Source organism: Clostridium sp. D43t1_170807_H7 (assembly GCF_015555905.1).
In the GTDB taxonomy this organism is placed as follows: domain Bacteria; phylum Bacillota; class Clostridia; order Clostridiales; family Clostridiaceae; genus Clostridium.
Genome location: NZ_JADNLK010000007.1, coordinates 121237 through 143914, shown reverse-complemented (window position 1 = coordinate 143914; position 22678 = coordinate 121237). Strand labels below are relative to the sequence as shown.

The following is a 22678-nucleotide window of genomic DNA, read 5'->3' as shown; positions in this document are numbered from 1 at the left end:
CCGGTGGCTCCTTAAAATTAATGTAACTCTGAATAATCTGCTTTAAGATATATTTTATAATCACTTAATCTTATATTATATTTATTTAATATTTTAATTAATAAGTTTCTAATACCATTAGCACTAAGGTTAGTTGTAACATATATATTAACTGACTTTATTTCTACTACTGCTCTCATTGTTGGTAACTTAACTCTTGAAAAATATATTACCTTTTTACCATTCATCTTAGAATCATCAACAAAACTTCTAACAATGCTTGGATCCTTTTTAGCTAAATAATCTATAGTTTTTACTAAAGCACCTTTCCAATCTTTTATTTCAACTCTTGTGCCTTCTATTTTAAATGCACAGGGTCTTTTATGTGTTAAGTCCTCATATAAATTATGCTCAACTTCTGTATCTACTAAATAATCACTATAGTTTGGTATAGACCTCTCATCAACTTCATCTATTTTCTTAGAATCTTCCTCTATATTTCTATTATCTATAATCGTATCTAAGTCGCCTATTACCTCTTGTATTTTCTTACTTATAGAATCTAATTCTTTACTATTATCTATTAATTGATTTATCTTACTATATTCTTTATTATCAATTGATAGCTTTGCTTTTTCTCCTACTCGCTCTATTGCACTATCTATAGAACTTGCTAACAAATCTAATGCTTCTCTTATATCTCCTACTGAACTTGGTACTTCTTCAGCTAAAAATTCAAATAACTTTAAATCCATACCAGTAACCCCCACTATTAATCTATCTTTTATATTTCCATACTATTTAGTAAATCTTTTAATAATTTTAATTCATCCTTTGTTAAAGTTACCCCCTTACCCATCTTCTCATGTTTCGGAGCCCATTCTCTTAAATCATATTTAGCTTCTTTTCCATTCCAGCTTATTAAATTTAATTCCTTCTTCCATCCTTTAGCTGACTCAGCTATAACACCAACAGTTTCTTTTATTTCAAATTTTATATCTGCCATAATTTTATATCTCTATATCTCCAATTCCTTCTACTAAAAGCATTGCCTTTAATATAGAATTTAATAAATTATAAAAAATTTCTTCATTTTTATTATCATCAAACAAATCATCTAATAATATTTTTGATATAACAATCCACTCTTTACCTTCATACTTTAATATTCTACTATTAAACTCTTCTATAAATCTTTGTCTTCTATTTTCCTTTTTTGTTCTATCTTTACCTAAACCTCTATATAATCTAACCAAAGCCCCACTACCAGCTAAATTGGTTATATTTTTTACAATATAAAGATTTTCTTTATCTTTAATAGCTTGAGATAATTCTAATTGAAAACTATAGTCATGGGATTTAGATGAACCCACTGTAATGTGGGTGTTATTCAATCTTGTTTTATATCCCCACTCTCCAAAATTTACAAAAACTTCATACAATTTATTTTTATATTCTAAAACATTATACTTATTATGATTGTCCATTAAGTAAAATTCATTCATGTTATCTCCATAATGTTCTGATTTATAGCTCTCTGTAATATCAAAAGCATTAATTTTATATTTACCATCTAATACTTCTATATTAATATCTTCTTTTAATCTAGTTTCATTTAATATCTGTATAATCCTATCTGCTTCACTTTGTGTTATTAATTCAAACATAATTCTCTCATCCCTTAATGTAAATCTAATATATTCTTCTATTTATTTTTTATTTATATAATATTTAATTTATTGACTCTAACTTATTTTTTCTCCACTCCCAGTTAGGCATGTGAACACTCATATACTCCCAAAACTGCTTACCATGATTAGGATACTTTAAGTGTGCCAACTCATGAAGTATTACATATTCAATACAATAACGTGGCTTTTTAATTAACTCTAAATTTAGATTAATATTTTTTCTTTCAACATTACAGCTACCCCATCTTGTTTGCATTGTTATAACTCTAATACTATTAACCTCTTCTTTTACTATCTGTTCATATTCATGTACTAATTCTGCAAACTTCTTTTTTGCTTTTTCTTGATACCACTTTTTAAGTAGATCTTGTTTTTTAGCAGTATTATTTTTATCCTTAACATGTATTTCAATATAGCCTCTATATAGCCTTACATACTCTTCATTAGATTCAATTATCTTTAATCTATAGTTCTTACCAAGATACTTAAAGCTCTCTCCACTAACCATTTCTTTTTCTTTAGGCTTCTTGTAATTCTCATTAAAATGTTTTAATTGTGATTCTATCCATTCTTCCTTATTGGCTATAACTCTTTCTATATAATCATCTGTAGCTGCTTCCGGTACTGTTAAATGAATGCTCCCATCTCTTTTAACTTTTAATGTTACATTCTTTACTTTCTTTTTATGAATTTCAATTTTCTCTTTCATAGCTTTCTCCTAGATGATAACTTCATCTTTACTCACTAATTTTTATATGAAAACATATAAGCTTTATTATAACTTATCTATTTCCGTATTTTCTAATAGATATTGTTATTGTTTTTTCTAATATTTTATCTGTATCTAAAGATACACCATATTCATCTTCTATATCCCAAAGCTTCTCTTCTAAGTCTTGACTTATTTTATTATGAATATCCGTATTTGTAGTCCAATCTGGTTTTGCTGCATATCCTTTTATAATTTCATCAAACTCTAATGAAGTATTTGCAACAATGTATTCTGATTGTTCTTCTGCAACCTTAGATACTATTGGTTCATATATATCTTCTTTGATGTTATCATAAATAACTTGGGCACTTCTATTATTAACAATTGGTCCTGGATATGTTTCTTCTACTGATCCATTTCTTACATCATTCATTACGTCATTCATACTATTTAGATATTCTTCTTCAGAAATTCTCTTTTGTCTATACTCTTCAAGAACTCTATTTATTCTGTCCTTTAAATTTTCATAATAGGCTGGATTTTCATCATACTTCATAGTAATTACTTTATCTATTGCATTTCTTATTGTATCTGCCTTTGCCCTCTTACCTTGAACTCTTTGAATCTCTTCATCAAAGTTTTTATCATCAAATATATTAACTAGCTTTGTAAGTCTATTAACTTCATTGGCACTTATATAAGTATCTAATAACTTTTGCATTTGCTCTTCATATTCACCAAAGTCAACCTCTTCATGATATCTTAGTCTTACACTTTTTCTTAAATTACTAAAGAATTTTAATTCCTTCTTATAATTATCTAATTCTTGTTTAGATAGCAAATCTAATATACCTTGTGAAGCTAAACATATATTTAAGCTCTTAGCATAATTCTTAAGTCTTTCATAGAAATCTTGTCTTTTACTTTCATCTGCAAGATATATTTCGTATTCTTCCTTATCCTCTTTGTTTTTTATAGGATTAAAAATATCTTTTAGATATGAATAATTAGCTTTTAATTCATCTAAATGCTTCTTTATATCTATAACTGCACCTTTTATATCATCTTCATCAAAACCTTCTAATGAACTATATGAAGTTAGCGCCTTATCTAAGTTACCTAAAAGACCTCTATAATCAATAATATATCCATAGTCTTTACCTTCATATAATCTATTAACTCTTGCTATAGCTTGTAATAATTTATGTTCTTTCAATTCTTTATCAACATATAAGCCAGCAGCTACTGGTGCATCAAAACCTGTTAATAATTTATCTACTACAATTAGAATTTCTACATCATCACCATCACAAAACTCTTCTTTAATTTTAGTTTCATAATCATCAAGATTGCCATATTCTCTAACTATTCTTTCTAACTCTTTTTGAACTAATAGCTTATTTTCATCATGTATATCTTCATTACCTTCTCTATTATCAGCTGATGATATAACAAATGCTGTTTTAACATCCCCATACATTTCAAATATTTGATGATATCTTATAGCCTCAAACTTTGAAGAAGTTGCAAGCATAGCTTTAAAACCTGTACCTTGCCAAGTATTTTTATAATGCTCGTTTATATCTAAAGCAATCATTTCTAATCTTCTCTCTGAAGATGCAACCTTCTGAAACCTTCCCCACTTTTTCTTTAAATCTTCTTTTTGTTCATCATTAAGGTTTCTAGAAATCATTTCAAACTTTCTTTCTAGCCCAGCTTCATCACTAATCCATTGGTCAACTAATCTTCCTTCATATAATAACGGTAATACTGCTTTATCATCTACAGCTTGATTAATTGTATACCTATGAATTTCTTTACCAAATTGGGTAAATGAATTTTTTTCTTTCTTCATAAGAGGTGTTCCTGTAAATCCTATATAACAACCACTTGGGAAAACCTTTCTCATCTTTGCATGAAGTTGTCCATTTTGAGTTCTGTGAGATTCATCTACAAGAACAAATATATTAGGATCATCTATTTTTGAACCTACATTAAATACTTTATCAAACTTATTAATAATAGTAGTAATTATTTTACTTTCCTTACTTAATAATTGACTATTTAAATGACTTCCAGTTGCAGCTTGTATAATATCATTACTAAATCCACTTTGTGTAAAGGTCTTTTTAATTTGTGAATCTAATTCTTTTCTGTCAGTAACTATTATTATTTTTGCATTAGTTATTCTTCTTCTTAAAGCTCTAGCTAGCATAACCATAGTTAATGACTTACCACTTCCTTGGGTATGCCAAATAAGACCACCGTTTCTTTTTCCTGTATTATCAAAAGTTTGAATTCTTTCTAATGTCTTTTTAATTCCAAAGTATTGTTGATATCTTGCTACCTTCTTAATATTATTATCAAATAAAGTGTATTCTCTAATTATTTCAAGAACTCTATCTAAATTTAATAAAGATATAATTGTTCTATCAAGCTCAGTTGCTAATCTTCCTGTAACTAAAGATTCAACATCTAACTTTTCTTCCTCTTTCCATACAGCCCAGAACTTAGCTGGTGTTCCTGTAGTGGCGTATCTAACTTCTCTAGTATTACCTGCTAATACTAATTGAACATATTTAAAAAGATGTGGAATATTCTCTTTCTTTTGGTTTCCTATCATTTGAGAAATACCTTGCTTTAAAGATACTGAACTTGCCTTTAATTCAATTACGCAAAAAGGAATACCATTAACAAATAGAACTATATCTGGTCTCTTTGTTTTTTCCTTAGTTGATTGATCTTGTTTTTCTACCACAAATTCTTGCGTAAAATGAAATACATTATTTCTTGGATTTTCCCAATCTATGTATTGTAATGAAAAATTCTTCTTTGTCCCATCTTCTAAAAACTCTTCTAAGCTTTTCTTAAGAATAATTTCATCATAAATCTTTTCATTAACCTTAATTAAACCTTCTGTTAATGGCATATCTAATGCTTCAATAGCTTTATTAATATTACTAGAACTAAACTTTCTTACTGTACCTTTATATTCAAAGCTATTCATCTCCATTAACTGTTTTCTTGTTATGTCTTTTAATATAACTTCTTTAAGTCTTTCACCTCTAGCAGAATTACATTCCTCTGGTGAAAGATATATATACCCCATATTCTTAAGTAATTCTATAACATTTTTTTGGTCAAACTCTTCTAAAAATGGATTATCCATGTCACATCCCCCTGATTTGCTTTACATTATAGTATAATTATACAAAATAATAGGCAGAGATTAAATACCTCTACCTATTATGCTATATATTATCTAAATATTTACCAACTTCGCTTGATATCTCAACTTGAAAACTAAATCCCTTAAGTCCCTTTTCTTGTAATTTAATATGATTAACTAAGTCTATTTTATTTAAGTAATTTTTTATTGGTACTAATCTAACATATTTTGATTTCTCTTTAAAAGAATTATCCGATACATTAAACTCACTATCATCTATGGTCTCCTGTGATTTTAATATTGCTCTAACCCTACATTTTAAAAATATTGCACTATATGGAGCACCTGTATATATAAATACTTCATCGCCTTCTGTAATATTTAAATTGGTTCCATAATCAACAAAACCATTTTTTAAAAAACTACCTAATATATCATACTTACTTAAATTGCATGGAAATAACCATTTTTTCATATATTCTTTATCCCCTTATATTAAACTTTAACTCTAACTTCACCAGTTAATAATCTTTGCATTAAACCTTTCTTTTGTAGCTTTAATGCTTCTAATTCTTTTTCTAATAGTTCAATTTCTTTATCAGCTAATTTTAACACTTCTGAAATTTTTTCTTGTTCTTCTAAAGAAGGAATATTCATTTGCAAGCTTTCTAATTTGGAAAAATACATATAAGTTCTAGAACCACCCTGTTTTTGTGCTAATGCAAATCTCTTAAATTCATCGCCCTCATTAAGTTTAGCTCTTAAAAAATAAGAATCCATGTTTTTAACAGTGAATACCGGATAAAGTGTACTAACTATGCCTTTATCAACTATATCATTAATATTAAATTTAAATATTAAATCATCACTCATATGACGATATGTAAAATATCCTCTTGGAACAACATTATATCCTGTCGTATCGTCACTAGCTACATCATTCCCTGCATAATAATCACTCTGAAGGAAAATTCCCTTTCTAGATGAAGTTAATACTGGATATTGATTATTAAATTCCGATTTTTCATTATGCTTAATTAAGTATTCACCTAACTTTACTTTGTGCCATTCTGGAAAACTTTCACCATTGTCTTTATTAAATCTAACTTCTCCACTTAAAAGTCTCTGCATTAATCCTTTTTTAAACTCTTTTTTCTTTTCAATAAGTTGCTCTTGTTTTTCTATAGCAGAGTCCCAAGTTGAAAGAATTTCTGCTATTTTTTCTTGTTCCTCAATACTAGGAATAGGTATTAAAAACTCTTTTATTCTTGTTAATGCTAATTTAGGTTGTGCATTATTAGTCATCTCTGATAGTATTATTGTTTGTATAACTTCTGACTGCAATACATTTAATAGATATTTTTTATCTATCTTAATATTGCATAATTTATCAGCATTTTCAGTTAAATTTGCCCCATCTAATTCTTCAGGTACTTCCCCTACAATTCCTAAAGTCCCAGCGACAGAAATGAACAAATCTTTAGAACTAATTTTATAATTTTTTATTTTATCTGCTATCTCGGCTGGAACATATTTTATATTATCTAAACATATACCTCCCATATACATATCAGCTACTCTTATATATGGTATATTATTTTTATGTTCTTGAAGCTCATACCCTTTTGGTAATCTTTTACCCCCTTTAATTTCACACACATCTGATAACTTACTCACTTCCCAATCATTTGGTAGTTTTCCGATTTTTGTTTGCTTATAACCTAACTCTGTCTCACTCATCTTATCACCTACATTCCTAGTTCTTCTAAATATTTATGCATAACTTCTTTAACCTGAACTATTTCTTTTTCAAGTGTATTAATTTCTTCTTTAACTGATTTCATATCTATTTTTTCTTCCGCTTCAAAAGTATCTATATATCTAGGAATATTTAAATTAAAATCATTTTCTTCTATTTCTTCAAAGCTAGCAATATGGCAATACTTTTCTATTTCTTTTCTATTCTTATAGGCTTCTAATATATTTTCAATATCTTCATTTCTTAAAATATTTTGATTCTTACCTTTTTCATAATCCTTGCTAGCATCTATAAAAACTACATTATTATCAACTTTATTCTTTTTAAATATTAATATACAAGCTGGTATTCCTGTTCCAAAGAATAGGTTTTCTGGTAATCCTATTACTGCATCTAACCAATTATTCTCTATTATTTGTTTTCTTATTTTGCCTTCACTGGCTGCTCTAAATAGAACTCCATGAGGTAGTATTATTCCTGCTGTCCCATTTTCATTTAATGATGCTAACATATGAGAAATGAAGGCATAATCTCCTTTTGACTTTGGAGGTAATCCCATACTAAATCTTCCATAAGTATCATCTTTTAAGTCTTCTGCTCCCCATTTATCTAATGAGAATGGTGGGTTAGAAACTATTTTATCGAACTTCATTAATCTTTCATTTTCTAAATGAAGTGGATTTCTTAATGTATCTCCCCATTCTATAACTGCATCATTTATTTCATGTAAGAACATATTCATTTTAGCTAAGGCTTGAGTTTGACCATTTCTTTCTTGACCATATAATCTAAAGTTTTGTGTTCCCACTTCTTTAGCTGCTTTAATAAGTAATGATCCTGAACCGCATGTTGGGTCATATATTCTATCACCATCTTTAGCTCCAACAAGCTTTGCAAGTAATGTTGAAACTTCGCTAGGAGTATAGAACTCTCCCCCTTTCTTACCTGCATCTGATGCAAAGTTAGCTATTAGAAATTCATATGCATCTCCAATAACATCACTACCATCTAACATACTAGGTCTTAAGTCAAGTGAAGCATCTGCAAAGTCCTCTATTAAATGCTTTAATGCTGCATTTCTTTCCTTAGTTCTTCCAAGCTCTGCTTCTGAGTTAAAATCTATATTTCTAAAGATACCTTCAAGCTTTTCCTTGTTGTCATCTTCAATTCTCATTAATATCTTATTTATTATTTCACCAATATCTTCAGCATTTCTATTTTCGTATATAACATCAAATGTACATGTAGGATCTAATTGGAACTTTTCTCTCTTTAAACTCTTTTGAATTCTATCTTCATTATCTCCAAACTTAGCTTTTAATTCTTCTAACTTTTCTTTGTAAAAATCTGATACATATTTTACGAATAGCATTGTTAATATGTAATCTTTATACTTAGAACTATCCATTGTACCTCTAAAGGTATCACAGGCTTTCCAAACTATCTTTATAACATCTTGTGATGTTGTTTTATTCATCATAATATTGCCTCTTTTCAATTTATTTTTATAAACCTTATATATTATATCATTTTATCAACCTATTAAAAAGAACTGGTTGTATTAACGTAATTGATTTCATAAGATTTAACTTTAAACATTATAAATGTTTTATTTCAATATAAAGTTAATCTTTTATTTCTTAATATATAAGGAGTATTCAATCAGAATACTCCTTATATAAACAATAAATGTATTTAATGTAATTCTTAATAATTAGCTCTAAGATAGAGCTTTTACTCAGTTAACATAATATTATACCTATTAAGTATTTTTATTAATAAATTTCTTATTCATTACAATCCCCACCATCATTATAATAATTCACCAAATAAGCCTATTTCTCTATTTTCATTTGTCCCTACAACTGAAACTCTATCTAAAAATATATTTCTGAACTCACATGTTGTTTCTGGTACTAGTAAACAATCATGACACGCTGCATAATTTAATGATTTATAACCTTGTTCTGTTGAATTAACACATAATGGATCAGCACTACACCATAAAGAATTTTCCAGCATATTATCAAATATTCTTTCTATTTTTTCAGTATCCATAGCTATATTTATTAAACCTCCAAGACTACCTTCTGAGTCTGACGTAGCTAAATATATTAAAATTCCTGCCATCTCTAAATTTCCATAAGCTTCATCATGGAACTTACTATATATCTTCTCTTTTAGAGATGCTACACTGTATCCACACTCATTTGATATTTGTCTAATTAATAAATGAGCAAATGTATGCAATAAAACATATTTATTTGAGAATCTTAAATTTTTAACCTCTGATTGCTCATAATTTTTTCTTAATTGATTATATCTACTACTAATTTTTTCATTCCATAAATCTAACTGTTTTTCATTAAATTTTACAAATATGCCTTCACCATTCATTTTAATTGCAGGTAACCAATTCTTTTTCTCCATTGATAATCTAACAATTTTGGAATCATTTAAACTAGAACCGTCCCATGATTTTAATCTTGTAAATCCACATAATGCTTGTACTTCTGTTAATCTATCTACAACAACTATTTTATCTATATATTTTTTATATTTATTTGGTGTATTAACTGTAAAACTTGAAAATTCACCATCGTTCTTATTTGATTCTCCTTTTGATAATTCCTCATATTCGTCTTGATAAATATCTTTTAAGCTTCTTATTTTTTTATTCTTTTTTTGATTTTTTACTAGTTCATAAGCTTTTAAAAGATCATCTAATGATACATTACTAGAAGCAGTTGGTAATATTCGCTCCTTAATATACCTTTTTAAGTCTCGTCCTTCCTGCCATTTTATATCATCATATTTTGCTGTGACTATTTTAACAGCTTCCCTACTCCAAGGTGGTATAGATAATGCACTTTGGATAACTGGAAAATATACACTTGAAGAAGTTCTTAATCTAGTTTTTAGAGTAGCATTACAACCTTTTTCTTTATCATAGTAAGGATTTTTAAAGTGTGGATTACAACATGTACATTTATATGACTTTTCTCCTGATAATGCTCTTTCTTGTAATGCTGGATAAATAGCTCTATTACAGCCACACTCTTTACACTTTATAATTAAACTTTCAATATTACTTTTATCCTCTATATTGTACATTTCTATTCTTGGATTAAGTTTACCACTTGAACATTCTTCACCTCTATGAACCCACCAACTATAAGGAAAATCTTCCATATGTCCATTTTCACATATAACCACAAATCTTGAAGCTATTAAATTATTACAATTACATTTTGGATTTGGACATTTATGTTGATACTTTTGAATTTCTATTTTGCTATTATCAAATATACTTTTGCAGTTTGGACAATATAATTTTTCTGGGAAAATATACGAAGGTATATCCTTGCTTTTTTTAAAGTTACTTCCTTCTGTATCAGTTTTAGGTTTAATAAAATAGTCTACTCCCGTAAGAGATTGCAAATTCTCATTATACAATTTAAGTGTCTCATCATTTTCATTCCAATCATCAACACCTGCAATAATAACAGTATCTTTCAAAAAATCAACCATCGAACCTATTCCATATGAACTTATTAATTGACTTTGTCTTATTTCACCAACATTTCTAGTACTATTGCTTTTATTTCTATTTAAAATATTTCGCCTATTATTCAATCTCATATTATTCAACCTCCCTTCTTTTTACAAATATATTAGATGATTGATCAACATTTCTTAATGCATTTAATATAGGAGGTATATTAGTAGAATTCTCCTTCTCTGCGGGATGCAATAGACATATTTCTCCTGTTGTTGAACTATATTTTAAATACTCGCATTCAGAAGCTAACTCGTCCCATTCATCACTTATATACGTTAAATATTCTTCTGCATCTTCTACTGCTTCTGGTGAAATTCTTTTTACTCTTTCTAAAATATAATCTTTTATTTCTAAAACCTCTGGAATATTTTTTCTATAATTAGATGCATCTGCATTACTAGTCATTCCATCTATAGTAAGTCTAACTAATGCGATATAAATACAATGAAGAGCTTTCTCAATAGCTCTAGCTGAATACGGAGTAACACTTGTAGCTTCAACATACTTATAAAGCGTTTTATGATAAAATGGAAACTGTTCATAATGAGACTTATCTCTTGACCTCATACCATTATACATTGTTAATACAATTCCTGGCTTAGATCTACCAACACGACTAGTTGCCTGTATATATTCAGAATTAGATTTTGGCTGATTAAATACAGACATTACCCCTAATCTATTAATATCTATACCTACTGAAAGCATGTTAGATGCTAAAACATAAGAAAAACAAATTTCATTAGTAAATGAATTTTCTAATAAATTTAATGTTTCTTTTATTTGTTTAGAGGTTTTTCTACTTGTTAATTCATCATTAACCTCATAGTTTTTTATATCGTTAACAGTTAAACCTGCATCTTCTGATAATTTCTTAAATTTATAACTAATTAATGCTTTAATATTAGTACTTATACGGTCTATAATTATACTTGATGATGCTCCCAAATCTTTAATAGCATTAAAATAACCTATTATTGTATAATACTGATCTATAACATCATTATCTATTTTTAATTTTCTAAAAAGGTTTTTTTGGAAAATTAAATTAGAATAAACTCTTATAAGTAAATCTGATACATTCCCCCCTAATTCACATAACCCTATATATCTTCTAGCCGGTTTGTCTTTTTTACTTGCTTTTATTGCAAAAAAAGAATCATCTACTGATATACCATTAGGTGGAAACTGGAACATATCTTTATCATATAAACTTTTTATTTGATTAGCTGCATTTCTAACAGTTGCTGTCGATGCAATATACTTTGGTTTAAATCCTTTTTTAGTACATAATTTTTCTATTGCTAATTCATATATTCCATCTATAGAACCCAAAGGTCCAGATATTAAATGTAATTCATCCTGTAAAATCAGTTCAGGTGGAAGTGTCTTTCCATCTCCAAATAGAACTTTGGAATTTTCTTCCCAAACTAATCTAGCAAATTTATCAACAGTGCTTAATAATAATGTAGGCTTCTTTTTATAAATATCTTCATCAATTAGATAAATTGGTAATCCATCATGAAATCTACAATTTTTATTATTATTACACTTAATAATCATACTATCTTCAATAGAATAACAACTTCTTTCTATCTGAGCACCACACCAAGGACAAGTTGTAACTTGCATAGGATCACATTCAACTGATGAACTATTTTTATCACTTTCATTTAATTTATCAGCTGCATCACTTAAATAATTAGGTGTCATGCTACTACCTATCCATAAACCAATGCTTATTTCCCCTCCTGGTATATTATGCTCTTTTCTTAAATATTCACATGCACAAATTAATGCTGATGCTCTTTCAAATTGCTGTATAGTAAGTAATCTTAATGTATATCTCATTATAATTGTTACTCCATCAGCTACTGGTTCATTTAATAACCTTCTATAAAATATTACAAATGCACAAACCCCTAAATATGCTTCTGTCTTTCCTCCACCAGTAGGGAACCATAAAAGATCAACAACATCTCTGTATTTATTTTTTGGATTTACTATATCTGGAATAATTTGCAAGACATAAGCTAATTGGAACGGAAACCATTTTACGCTCTCTTCACTGCAACCTTTACTATTAACACGTTGTAATAGCATTGCTTCATTCATTAATTTAAATGCTTTCCATGCAATGCTATTATTTCTAATAGCATCAATTCCATCTTTTAATCTTTCATAACAAATATTAAGCTTATCTAATGAATACTGCACAGCGTATTCATGTCCTTTTAAATCTTTACCTTTTTTTTCTTGCTCTAATATCCATACCTTATACTCATCTATAAATTTATTTAATGATTTTAAGCCTTCCTCAAGTGAAACAGTTCTCCAATAAATCATTTTTAGAAAATTATCAATCTTTAATTTATTAGGCATCATTTGATAAACTATTTCTGTAGGTATAAATTCACTTTCTATACACTTAACTTCATTATTAATTTCCTCATACTTTACAGAACATCCATGCCCGTAAGCATAATTTACTCTATCGCTATATAACATTTCATTTAGCAACATTTCACCATCTTTAGTTTTGATATTAGAATTATATATAGGAGAAAATTTTTGTGAACACTTAATACATAATTTACATTGAAATAATGAATTTATGTTTTGTTCAATTATATTCAATGAACTTTCTCTCATATTAATAACTGAAATAGTTACTAATTTTTTACCATCTTCAAATTTTTTTCTTACATGATATATTATTTCTATATCATGTAAGTTTAAGATTTCACTTCCTATATACTTATACGAACCAACCTTATCTGGAATATTTATTTCAAACTTTTCTTCAAATGGTTCTCTCTTAAAACTATTAAAACTTCTGTTTTCTTCTTTATCAATTTTTGTATGAATATATTTAGCAAACTTAAAACTACCATCTAATCGTTTTACATTTTTATCAATCATCATTGATATAGCCATTGATGATGGTTTAAACTGATTTGTACTATTTATAGATTCATTTGGGGTTTCAATATAATCTTCTAATTCCTCTTCATTAAGATTGACTGTATCATTAATTAATGTTTCTTCCGTATTTTTACTTTGTCTTGGCCATAATATGCCTACCACATAATAGCTTAGAGGATATTCATCATTTATAATTTCATTTTCTTCTATAGGCCCAATTAAATCTTTTCTTAAACAATTTTCTATTTTATCTATGGTATTATAAAATTTATCGTACCCCGCCATAATATTCTCCTAATTAAAATTCAGTTCTTGCAAATCCTGTTATTTCAACACCTAACCATATTTTTGATTTTCTAAGTCTAAACGGTATTTTCTCATCATATGAAGGATTAATAATTGTAATAATATTTGAGACATATACCTCTATTAATTTAGATGGTATATTTCGCTTATCATCTGTCTTATTTATTGAATTCCAAAAATCTTTACTAATATTCTCATTTAACCTACCAATTTTCATATCATTGTGATAAATATTATAGTTGTTATTTTTATCTCTTATAATTTGAAGCTTATCCATTTTTTTGATGTTTTTAGCTATATATTCTTGAAGTTCTAAATAATTTGTTTCATTATTATTTACATAACTTATTTTATCTATATCATCCTTTAAGCCTACTACTAAATTAGTACAGTAACATCTTTTTTTATTATAAGGGTGCGAACCTAACTTTATTCCTCTACCACTAACACTCTTTTTAAATCTCCAATTAAAAGAATTTTGTTTCTTTATTATTTTTAATTCTGTTTTTGCTCTTGTAACTGCAACATATTTAACTCTTGATTCTTCAGATTTTAAATCAGAACGTTCATAATCTGATTTAAGCATATACACAACATCAAACTCTCTACCTTTTGCCCTGTGAATTGTTGAAATAGTTATATTGTAATTTATATCATTGTCTATTTCTTTTGGTATATCTACAAGCCTGTATAAATTCTCCACTAACTTGTCCATATTTAAGTTTCCTCTACTATTAGTAATATTGCACAATATATCAAAAGCTTCATTTGCCTTGTTAGTATCATCATTTATCCTGATTAAATAGCGTTCAATAAATCTATCTTTTGTCATTTCATTTTCACAGTAATCCCAAAAAACATCTCCAATCCATCTATTTATTGACTTTTCCTTTATATTTCCTCTTAGCAATTTATGTAATATTCCTTTGCTATTAAAAATACTACTTAAATATTCTGCCTCTCCATTATTTCTACATAAGAAAGCTACTTTTTTATTTTTATCTATAAATTCATCTGAAAACTTTTCTGCTTTTATTTCAGATATTGAAATTTCATTAATTTTACTTTTGATAAATTTACTCTGACCCTCTGGTGTCATCGTTAATAATGAATCTCTTATCTCATTAGATAATTTTGATAGTTCACCATTTTGTCTTTCATTTTTTACCAACTCATATTTATTTGCATCTTTATGAATAATTTCATTTAATAACACATTATAAAATTCTTCTGAATCAATAGAAACTTCATCCTCGCAATCATAATCATATATAGCTTGACATTTATCTCCTAATAATAAATAACCACAATTTATTGATTTAATTATATTAAATACCATCTTAGCTCTTTCATTAACTAAATCTTGTATTTCATCAATTATCAAGTAATCAATATTTTCAAATATCTTGTCATCAATATTCTCATTAAATACTTTAATTCTCTCATTATAACTTAATCCTGATACATCAATTTCTAATTCACTTAAATACATTGTTGCAAAAGAATCAAAAGTATAAATGCTAATAGCTTTTGACTCATATGGTAACATTCCATTTTTAATAGCTTCATCTATTCTATCTTTAATAACTGCAATAGCTGAACGAGTGTAACATAATACAAGTATTCCTTCTGGATCTATCAACTCATTTTCTAATATATATAGTAACCTTTTAATTACAGTATAAGTTTTTCCAGTACCAGGGCCTGCATTAACAATTGTTTTTTCATTAATATTTTCGCTTATTATAGTTTCACTGCTTTCAATTTTCTTAAAAGTTGTCATGATATTATCATAGGTTATTTTAGATTCTTCCTTACCGGCTTCTTGTTCAACAAATTCATCCCATTTAACCTCTTCGATTTGAGTATTACTTATATTTATATAATCTTTAGGGTTTATATCATTAATAAAATCATTATTTTCAATATTAATACCTAAATATTCATACTCTAAAATCTCTTGTTTATTCTTATTTTCATTAGAGATATTGTTGATAGGTTCTCTTTCTATCTTCTTAAATCCCTTAGCTTTTGAGCAACTGTTATACTGACTACAATTAAAATTTTCACATCTACATACCCATTCATCTCTTCCGTTAATTTTTATCCTTCCATGTGTACTTTCTCTATTTTTAGCTAAACTACAGCTTTTTCCTTCTTTTAATTCATTAATTTGTACTGGCAATGCATTGTTTTTAAAGAATATTACTGATTTATCTGACAAAACTCTTAACGCCTTAACACCTGTTACATTTTGGTAAAAATCAATATCCTTTTCTAGAATTTTTTGAGTTCTTACAAAAACATTACTTGCAATTGTTATATTGGATTTCAACATATCCCCCTCCAACTACACATGCTTCATATTCTTTATCGTAGAAATATCATAATAAAATTTTAACTTATTTATTTCTAAGGTATCTTCACTATAATCGCCCATAGTATCATTAGTAAATTTAAATCTAGCAATTTGATCTTTACCTATAACTCCTGACACTTGTATCTTTTCTTGCAAAAATCCTTTAGTCGGGATAGTTTTTATGCCATATCTTATATTATTAGTTGTATTAGTAAAAATAAAATTAGCTGAAGTTGAATCCTCTGTTAATGAAAAATCTATCGGTTTTATTTCACTATCTACACCATGTTTATCTTTACTGAAAAGTGGATAAACCACATTATTACTTAACAATATTCCTATATCATCACTTAAAATGCTTTTTGTACCCATAACATTAACTAAGCATGCTCCTTTGGCAACCACCCACTGTGCCTTTTCTGGAGTAACAATCTTTTCCTCTCCAAAAACACTTGTAATTATTTCTGCAAAAGGTCTTAGATTAACACTTCCGCCTGCCATTATTACAACATCAATACTATCTTTATTTTTATTAGCAAGTTCCATAGCTTTATTTATTGTGGCTAATACCCGTCCTTTTATTAATGGTGTAAGTACCCCTTTGAAAAAATCATAATCTATTCTTACATTTTTCGTTCCAAATTTTCCATAGTTACGTAATGAAATTGTTTCATCATCATAATCCATAAAACTTATTTTAGCTTTTTCACATCTTGATATTATATTATCTTTTTGTATTGGGCACATCTCATCAAAACTAACTTGAATACCAGTTTGATTAATTAACTTTGTATGGACTCTTTTAGCTAACTCAATATCAATATCATCACCACCAAATTGAGTTCCATAAATTGAATTTTCAGAAACTCTATCTCCTTGTAAGTCTAATATGCTTATGTCTAAAGTTCCTCCCCCCCAATCAATAACTACAGCATTAGAATACGATTTAATTCTATTTAGACTAGCCAGATATGCGGCTGATGATTCACTAACAAATCCTAATACTTTAATTCCTGCTTCTTTTGCAGCTTTACTTAATTCAGTTCTCGCTCTTGCACTAAAATCTACTGGAATTGCAAATACAGATTCACTTAAGTCCTCATTAAAAGTATTTCTTATATATCCCTTAATATGTTTTAAAAATGCACATGTTATATCTGTAGCTGTATATCTTTCTTCATTTACAATAAATTCTTTTTCTGTTCCTAAATATGATTTTATTGATGAAATTACATGATAATCTTCTGATAGTTCAACACTTCTCTTCTTTACATCATTTCCAAATAAAATCTTTTGTCCGCTTTTTTTAGGAATTGCAACTATAGATGAAAATGGGTACTCTCCTCCCTCACCAATTATATTTTCCTTTATACCATACTCATCAACAGTCATACGAACTATAGCTGTATTAGTTGTTCCAAAATCTATACCATAATAGGTTCCCTTTTTCATATTAGCCCCTCTTTTCATAATTAAAATTCTATACCATATTTCTTTAATGCTCTAAATACTTGATTTATAATTACTTTTAAAGCTTCGTAATTATCTTCTGTACATTCAGCGCTTGAGTTTTCAATAAAATCGTCATATTGAAGTCTTATAGATTTTGAAATGTTATTTTTTAAAGTCACTATTTCTTGATTTTTACTTATTTCATCTGCTGAAAATGAAAGCTTTAATCTCTCTCTTAAATCAATATTTTCTTCTTCTTTCTCTTTCATAGTAGCTTTAAGTTTATTCATTTCATATTCCAGTTCTAATACTCTTTTATAATTTAATTTATTTTCTTCTATTTTCTCATTTAATTCGTTATTTTTTAAATTTAAGGCTTCTTCTAACTTAATTAATGTTTGATTCTTTATAAAAACCTTATTAAACAATTTATCTATTTCATTGTTCGAATCAACTAATAATTTATTTAATTTTTCAAATGCTATTATATTTTCATCAATATTTTTACCCTTATCTTTGTCTAAATGATTTTTTACTTCATTTAATTTCTTATCTTCTTTTTTTTCGCTAATTACAACTACATTATTTGGTTCTTCAGTTTCTGAAATATACTTTCCGCTCCATATATTAACTTTTTCTGTTAAATATTGATCTTTGTTTTGATGCAGACATTCTTGAAAACATCTATATATTTTTTTATTTTCATTTAAAGATAAATTGCTAAAATCACAAGAAAGTAATCTATATGAACTTTCCGTCATAATCTTGTACATGTTCTCACCAAAGATTTTATTGTATTTATCTGTAAGTGTAATTTCTGTGCATATATTTAATAAGGTCTTTATTGCAATAGACTCAGTATTAACACCATTCAGACATTTGGTAATAATTGATAAAGCTAAATATGTTATTTTTTCTTTATACTTCTTATTAATAAATATTAAATTTAAAATTTCCTCTTTTTCATCTATCATTACGAGATACTTTGCTACAAATGATCCTATTATTTTATAATTAAAACTTAACAAGCTTTCAATTAATTCTGTTTTATCATTATTTTTTACATATATATCATATATAATTTTTGCAGCTTTATCTGTATCATTTATTCCAATCTTTGAACCTTTATCTTTTAATTCTTGTAATGTTTTTCTCATTTCTTCCATAAATACACCTCTATACTTTTATCCTAAATTTTTCATGACTTATTCCGCAGAGTTTCAATAACCTATATACTATTTCCTCTAATTCATCGTCATCCTTATCTAGATTAATATATAAACCATTCGATAACATTTTCATTTTTGCTTTATTGTTAGATGCTATTTCACTAAACATGGTTTTAAAATCATCTATAGTATGCAATTTAGAACATAAATATGGTGCTCTATTTATTAAATTTTCACACACTTTGCATATTAAGTCTTTCCAATTAATAACCTCATACTCAACATCTAATAAAGCAAAACCACTTAAACTATCATTATTTTTTTGCTCTGATATTACATCAAGCTCGCTTCCAACCTCTTCTTTTGAATCTATATCTTCCTCTATATTAATAGGTTTAGATACAATCTCCTTTTCTTTATAACCAACATTAACCTTCATATTTTTATCAATGAAATTCTCTAATTCACCCGTAATATTATCTAATGTTAAACTCATTTGGCTTGGCTTTTCTACTTCATTTGCTTTTTTTTCCAGTACAATGTTTTTATCTAACTTACAAAAGCTTTTAATATCAGTAACAATAATAGATAATTCTTTTTTCCATTGCTTAACTTTTCTTATTTTTTCAAATGATTCATCCATTATCCTTTTTGACTCATTAAAATCTTCTATATCTAATGCATCAGTATGTATTTTACGATTTTGTTTTTCTAAGCTATCCAATACACCAAGTATTTCATTAAATTTATAAAGCAATATCTCTTCATCCATTTATACACGCCTCCATAAATTAATTTACCATAACGTTATTATATTCTTATTTTTCATTTTTTTCTATAAATTAGTTAAAAATATATTTTTCTACAATTATTCTCGTGAAAATTTTATATTCATTTTGTATTATCTTCTAAAAACAACTAGATTTATAATTGGATACACTTATACTATCTTGTCAATATATAATTAACTAAAAATATATTAACAAGCTAGTATCCCCTACTGGCTAATTTTCAGCTCGTTGAATAATCTCTAAATATCTAATTAAAAAAGAGTTAATGCTTAATAATCTAAACATTAACTCTAAAGCTTTTATTTAATCTTTTATTTTATAACACAATCTTTTTTTATAAAAAGCTATTCCATCTGCTTTTACTTCACCCTTAATTTCTGCCCAACATTAATTAGATTTCTATTTGCTATATTATTTAGTGATACTAACTTTTCTACATTAGTGTTAAATCTTCTACTTATTCCCCATAAAGTATCTCCATATTTAACAATATAATACTCTTGCTCATTGGTACTTGGTTTTTGATTTTCTGATAAAGCAAGAGCTGTACATATTCCTTTGTATATTGCAGCTGCAGTCTTTTCTGGATTATAGTTTTTCATATCTGAACTACTATCAACAAAGGCACATTCAACAATTAATGCAGGCATTGAAGTGTTATTAATAACATATAAGTCTCTTCTATCCTTTACACCTCTATTTCTAAGTCCAAGTGAAGCTAACTCTTTTAATATAGCTTCTCCTACCTTTATTGCTATTCCACCTTGATAATTATCTTTAATACATAAAACTTCTGACCCATATCCACCTGGGCATGCATTATGATGTATTGATACAAATAAAGTTGCACATGAATTATTAGCTTTAACTACTCTTTGGTACAATGAATCATTAAGGCTTTTAGCAGTACTTGGTGTACAATTCACTACCTTAATCCCTCTTCCCCTAAGCTTACTTATTAATGCATTTCCAACTAACCTATTTAACTCATCTTCCTTACGTATTCCTACTGCTCCTCCATCATAAGGAACATTGTGTCCAATGTCTATTGCTACTATAATTTCTTTCATAAAATTTCACCTCCAAATAAAATATATGGCTTAAAACCATATATACTAAGAAAGGGGGTAATTTTTTATGAATTTTAATTATATAGAATCTTTAGTTACTAAAGCTAAAAATGGAGATGTATCTGCTAAAGAAATTATTTTTGAAGAATTTAGACCTATGATATTAAACTTATCAAAGAGAACCTTTGTACATGGATATGACTTTTCAGATATAGAACATGAATGTTATGCTACATTGCTAAAATGTATCAAGATTTATGACCTAGATAAAAAGAGATTTGTTGCTTATGCTACCATGGCAATTAAAAACAATATTAATTATCTAATAAAAAAGACTTGTAATAGAAGCTCATGTGAAGGCTCTGAGGCATTAATATTAAATGGAACCTTGGAACATGTCCTACAATCAAACAATAAACCAGTAGATGTGCAAGTTACTGACAGTATACTAGCAAAAAACCTTTATAAATATATAGACAAACTACCACAGCAGCATAAGGATATACTTAATTTTACACTTATAAATAATGGATCTCTTAAGGAATACTCAAAAAATCATAACATTAATTATCCTACAACAGTAAACATTAAAAATAGAGCATTAAAACAATTAAGAAAAGAACTTATAATGTAAGAAAAGTTATAGTAGAACTCACCTACTATAACTTTTCTTTATATATATTAAGTTAATTAATATATCTTTTTTATAACTTACAAAATGATTTTAATGCTTCAATACTATGAGCACATATATTTTCCTTTTGCTCTACTAGCATATCTTCTAATTCATCAGTACAGACCCACTTAAAACTTAATTTATTACTACCATCTTCAACCTTTCTTTCATCTACCTTACATAATATAGTATTTGAAATAATTGAGTCATTCCCTTCAATATGTTGGCTAATACAAAATGGCTTAAATATCGTTAATTCCTCATCTTCTTTACTTAATTCATTACATTTATCTTCACCAAATATCTTAGTTACTTCAAATCCTTTATCTTTAAATTCACGTCTTAAGCATCCATATACATTTTCACTACCCATAATAATTCCACCTGGTAATTCTAACATATTAATATTAGCTTTACTATTTTTCTTCTCTTGAAGTAATATGTATTCTTTATCATCTTTATACATTAAAGCTATACCATTTACAACAACTTTAAAACGCTTTTCTTTATTTGCAACAACAATACTTCTGGACATATCTACCATACTTGTAAGATGACCTTTAGCTTCTAATCTTTTAATATATGAATCTATTGATGATGTTGATTTAAGATTAGTTAACTTACATATTTCCCTAACTGTTGGTGAATACCCCTTCTCCTCAATAAAACTCTTTATAATCTCTAAAATCTCTTTTACTCACATTATATGCCCCCTCATTTTATACCCTAATACAATTATACAGAACATATATTTGATTGTAAATTGCAATAAAGAAAAAAGCTTAAATATTTTAGAAATAAAAAGGAAACCATTAGGTCTCCAATAATAACTTATATTATATTTCTATTTTAAGAATTTCTTCTTTGCTAAGTTTAGTATATTTCATTATTTTTTCAATAGGTTCTTTATCCTTAAGCATTTCTTTAGCTAAGTTAATTCTCTCTTCCTTTTTACCTTCTTCTCTTCCTTCTGCTCTGCCTTCTTCTAATTTTTCTCTATCACGCTCTAAAAGTGTCATAAACTCTACCTCCACATTTGGATTACTCTTAACTTCAAT

At 27.3% G+C, this 22678-nt stretch carries 17 protein-coding genes and 1 pseudogene; 1 reads left to right on the top strand and 17 read right to left on the bottom strand.

Annotation, left to right across the window (positions count from 1 at the left end):
• Nucleotides 1-17 precede the first annotated feature (17 nt).
• The 15 genes from I2E98_RS06435 to I2E98_RS06365 all read right to left on the bottom strand — a co-directional run bounded on the left by I2E98_RS06435 (nucleotide 18) and on the right by I2E98_RS06365 (nucleotide 20944).
• On the bottom strand, nucleotides 18-734 hold the full coding sequence (locus I2E98_RS06435; RefSeq protein WP_195468137.1) for a hypothetical protein: 717 nt from the start codon (nucleotides 732-734) through the stop codon (nucleotides 18-20).
• A gap of 29 nt (nucleotides 735-763) precedes the next feature.
• Nucleotides 764-985 (bottom strand): PC4/YdbC family ssDNA-binding protein, encoded by a 222-nt coding sequence (locus I2E98_RS06430; protein WP_195468136.1) that lies wholly within the window; start codon nucleotides 983-985, stop codon nucleotides 764-766.
• A 4-nt stretch (nucleotides 986-989) separates the two neighbouring features.
• Complete coding sequence (locus I2E98_RS06425; RefSeq protein ID WP_195468135.1) at nucleotides 990-1646, bottom strand: hypothetical protein; 657 nt, start codon at nucleotides 1644-1646, stop codon at nucleotides 990-992.
• Between the two features lie 64 nt (nucleotides 1647-1710).
• Entirely contained in the window at nucleotides 1711-2379 is a 669-nt protein-coding gene (locus I2E98_RS06420; RefSeq protein WP_195468134.1) for a SprT family zinc-dependent metalloprotease, read from the bottom strand.
• Nucleotides 2380-2452: 73 nt separating this feature from the next.
• Nucleotides 2453-5551 (bottom strand): HsdR family type I site-specific deoxyribonuclease, encoded by a 3099-nt coding sequence (locus I2E98_RS06415; protein WP_195468133.1) that lies wholly within the window; start codon nucleotides 5549-5551, stop codon nucleotides 2453-2455.
• Nucleotides 5552-5633: 82 nt separating this feature from the next.
• On the bottom strand, nucleotides 5634-6026 hold the full coding sequence (locus I2E98_RS06410) for a hypothetical protein (protein ID WP_195468132.1): 393 nt from the start codon (nucleotides 6024-6026) through the stop codon (nucleotides 5634-5636).
• A gap of 20 nt (nucleotides 6027-6046) precedes the next feature.
• Nucleotides 6047-7291: a restriction endonuclease subunit S gene (locus I2E98_RS06405; RefSeq protein WP_195468131.1), complete on the bottom strand. Its 1245-nt coding sequence runs from the start codon at nucleotides 7289-7291 to the stop codon at nucleotides 6047-6049.
• Between the two features lie 8 nt (nucleotides 7292-7299).
• Complete coding sequence (locus I2E98_RS06400; RefSeq protein WP_195468130.1) at nucleotides 7300-8790, bottom strand: type I restriction-modification system subunit M; 1491 nt, start codon at nucleotides 8788-8790, stop codon at nucleotides 7300-7302.
• 332 nt (nucleotides 8791-9122) lie between these two features.
• On the bottom strand, nucleotides 9123-10952 hold the full coding sequence (locus tag I2E98_RS06395) for a DUF1998 domain-containing protein (protein WP_195468129.1): 1830 nt from the start codon (nucleotides 10950-10952) through the stop codon (nucleotides 9123-9125).
• A 1-nt stretch (nucleotide 10953) separates the two neighbouring features.
• Nucleotides 10954-14082 (bottom strand): helicase-related protein, encoded by a 3129-nt coding sequence (locus I2E98_RS06390; RefSeq protein WP_195468128.1) that lies wholly within the window; start codon nucleotides 14080-14082, stop codon nucleotides 10954-10956.
• Between the two features lie 13 nt (nucleotides 14083-14095).
• Entirely contained in the window at nucleotides 14096-16441 is a 2346-nt protein-coding gene (locus tag I2E98_RS06385) for a UvrD-helicase domain-containing protein (RefSeq protein WP_195468127.1), read from the bottom strand.
• Nucleotides 16442-16453: 12 nt separating this feature from the next.
• The gene (locus tag I2E98_RS06380; protein WP_195468126.1) at nucleotides 16454-17914 is read right to left on the bottom strand and encodes an Hsp70 family protein; all 1461 of its coding nucleotides are present in this window, start codon (nucleotides 17912-17914) and stop codon (nucleotides 16454-16456) included.
• Nucleotides 17915-17934: 20 nt separating this feature from the next.
• Nucleotides 17935-19080: a hypothetical protein gene (locus I2E98_RS06375; RefSeq protein ID WP_195468125.1), complete on the bottom strand. Its 1146-nt coding sequence runs from the start codon at nucleotides 19078-19080 to the stop codon at nucleotides 17935-17937.
• 10 nt (nucleotides 19081-19090) lie between these two features.
• On the bottom strand, nucleotides 19091-19855 hold the full coding sequence (locus I2E98_RS06370) for a hypothetical protein (protein WP_195468124.1): 765 nt from the start codon (nucleotides 19853-19855) through the stop codon (nucleotides 19091-19093).
• Nucleotides 19856-20233: 378 nt separating this feature from the next.
• The gene (locus I2E98_RS06365; RefSeq protein WP_195468123.1) at nucleotides 20234-20944 is read right to left on the bottom strand and encodes an N-acetylmuramoyl-L-alanine amidase; all 711 of its coding nucleotides are present in this window, start codon (nucleotides 20942-20944) and stop codon (nucleotides 20234-20236) included.
• Between the two features lie 67 nt (nucleotides 20945-21011).
• Here I2E98_RS06365 and I2E98_RS06360 point away from each other — a divergent pair, with 67 nt between their 5' ends.
• Complete coding sequence (locus I2E98_RS06360; protein ID WP_195468122.1) at nucleotides 21012-21578, top strand: sigma-70 family RNA polymerase sigma factor; 567 nt, start codon at nucleotides 21012-21014, stop codon at nucleotides 21576-21578.
• Between the two features lie 70 nt (nucleotides 21579-21648).
• Here I2E98_RS06360 and I2E98_RS06355 read toward each other — a convergent pair whose 3' ends face one another.
• A complete protein-coding gene (locus I2E98_RS06355) occupies nucleotides 21649-22308 on the bottom strand; it encodes a hypothetical protein (protein ID WP_195468148.1) in 660 nt (219 codons plus the stop codon).
• A 148-nt stretch (nucleotides 22309-22456) separates the two neighbouring features.
• A pseudogene (locus I2E98_RS06350) lies at nucleotides 22457-22678 on the bottom strand (transposase); the annotation flags it as partial.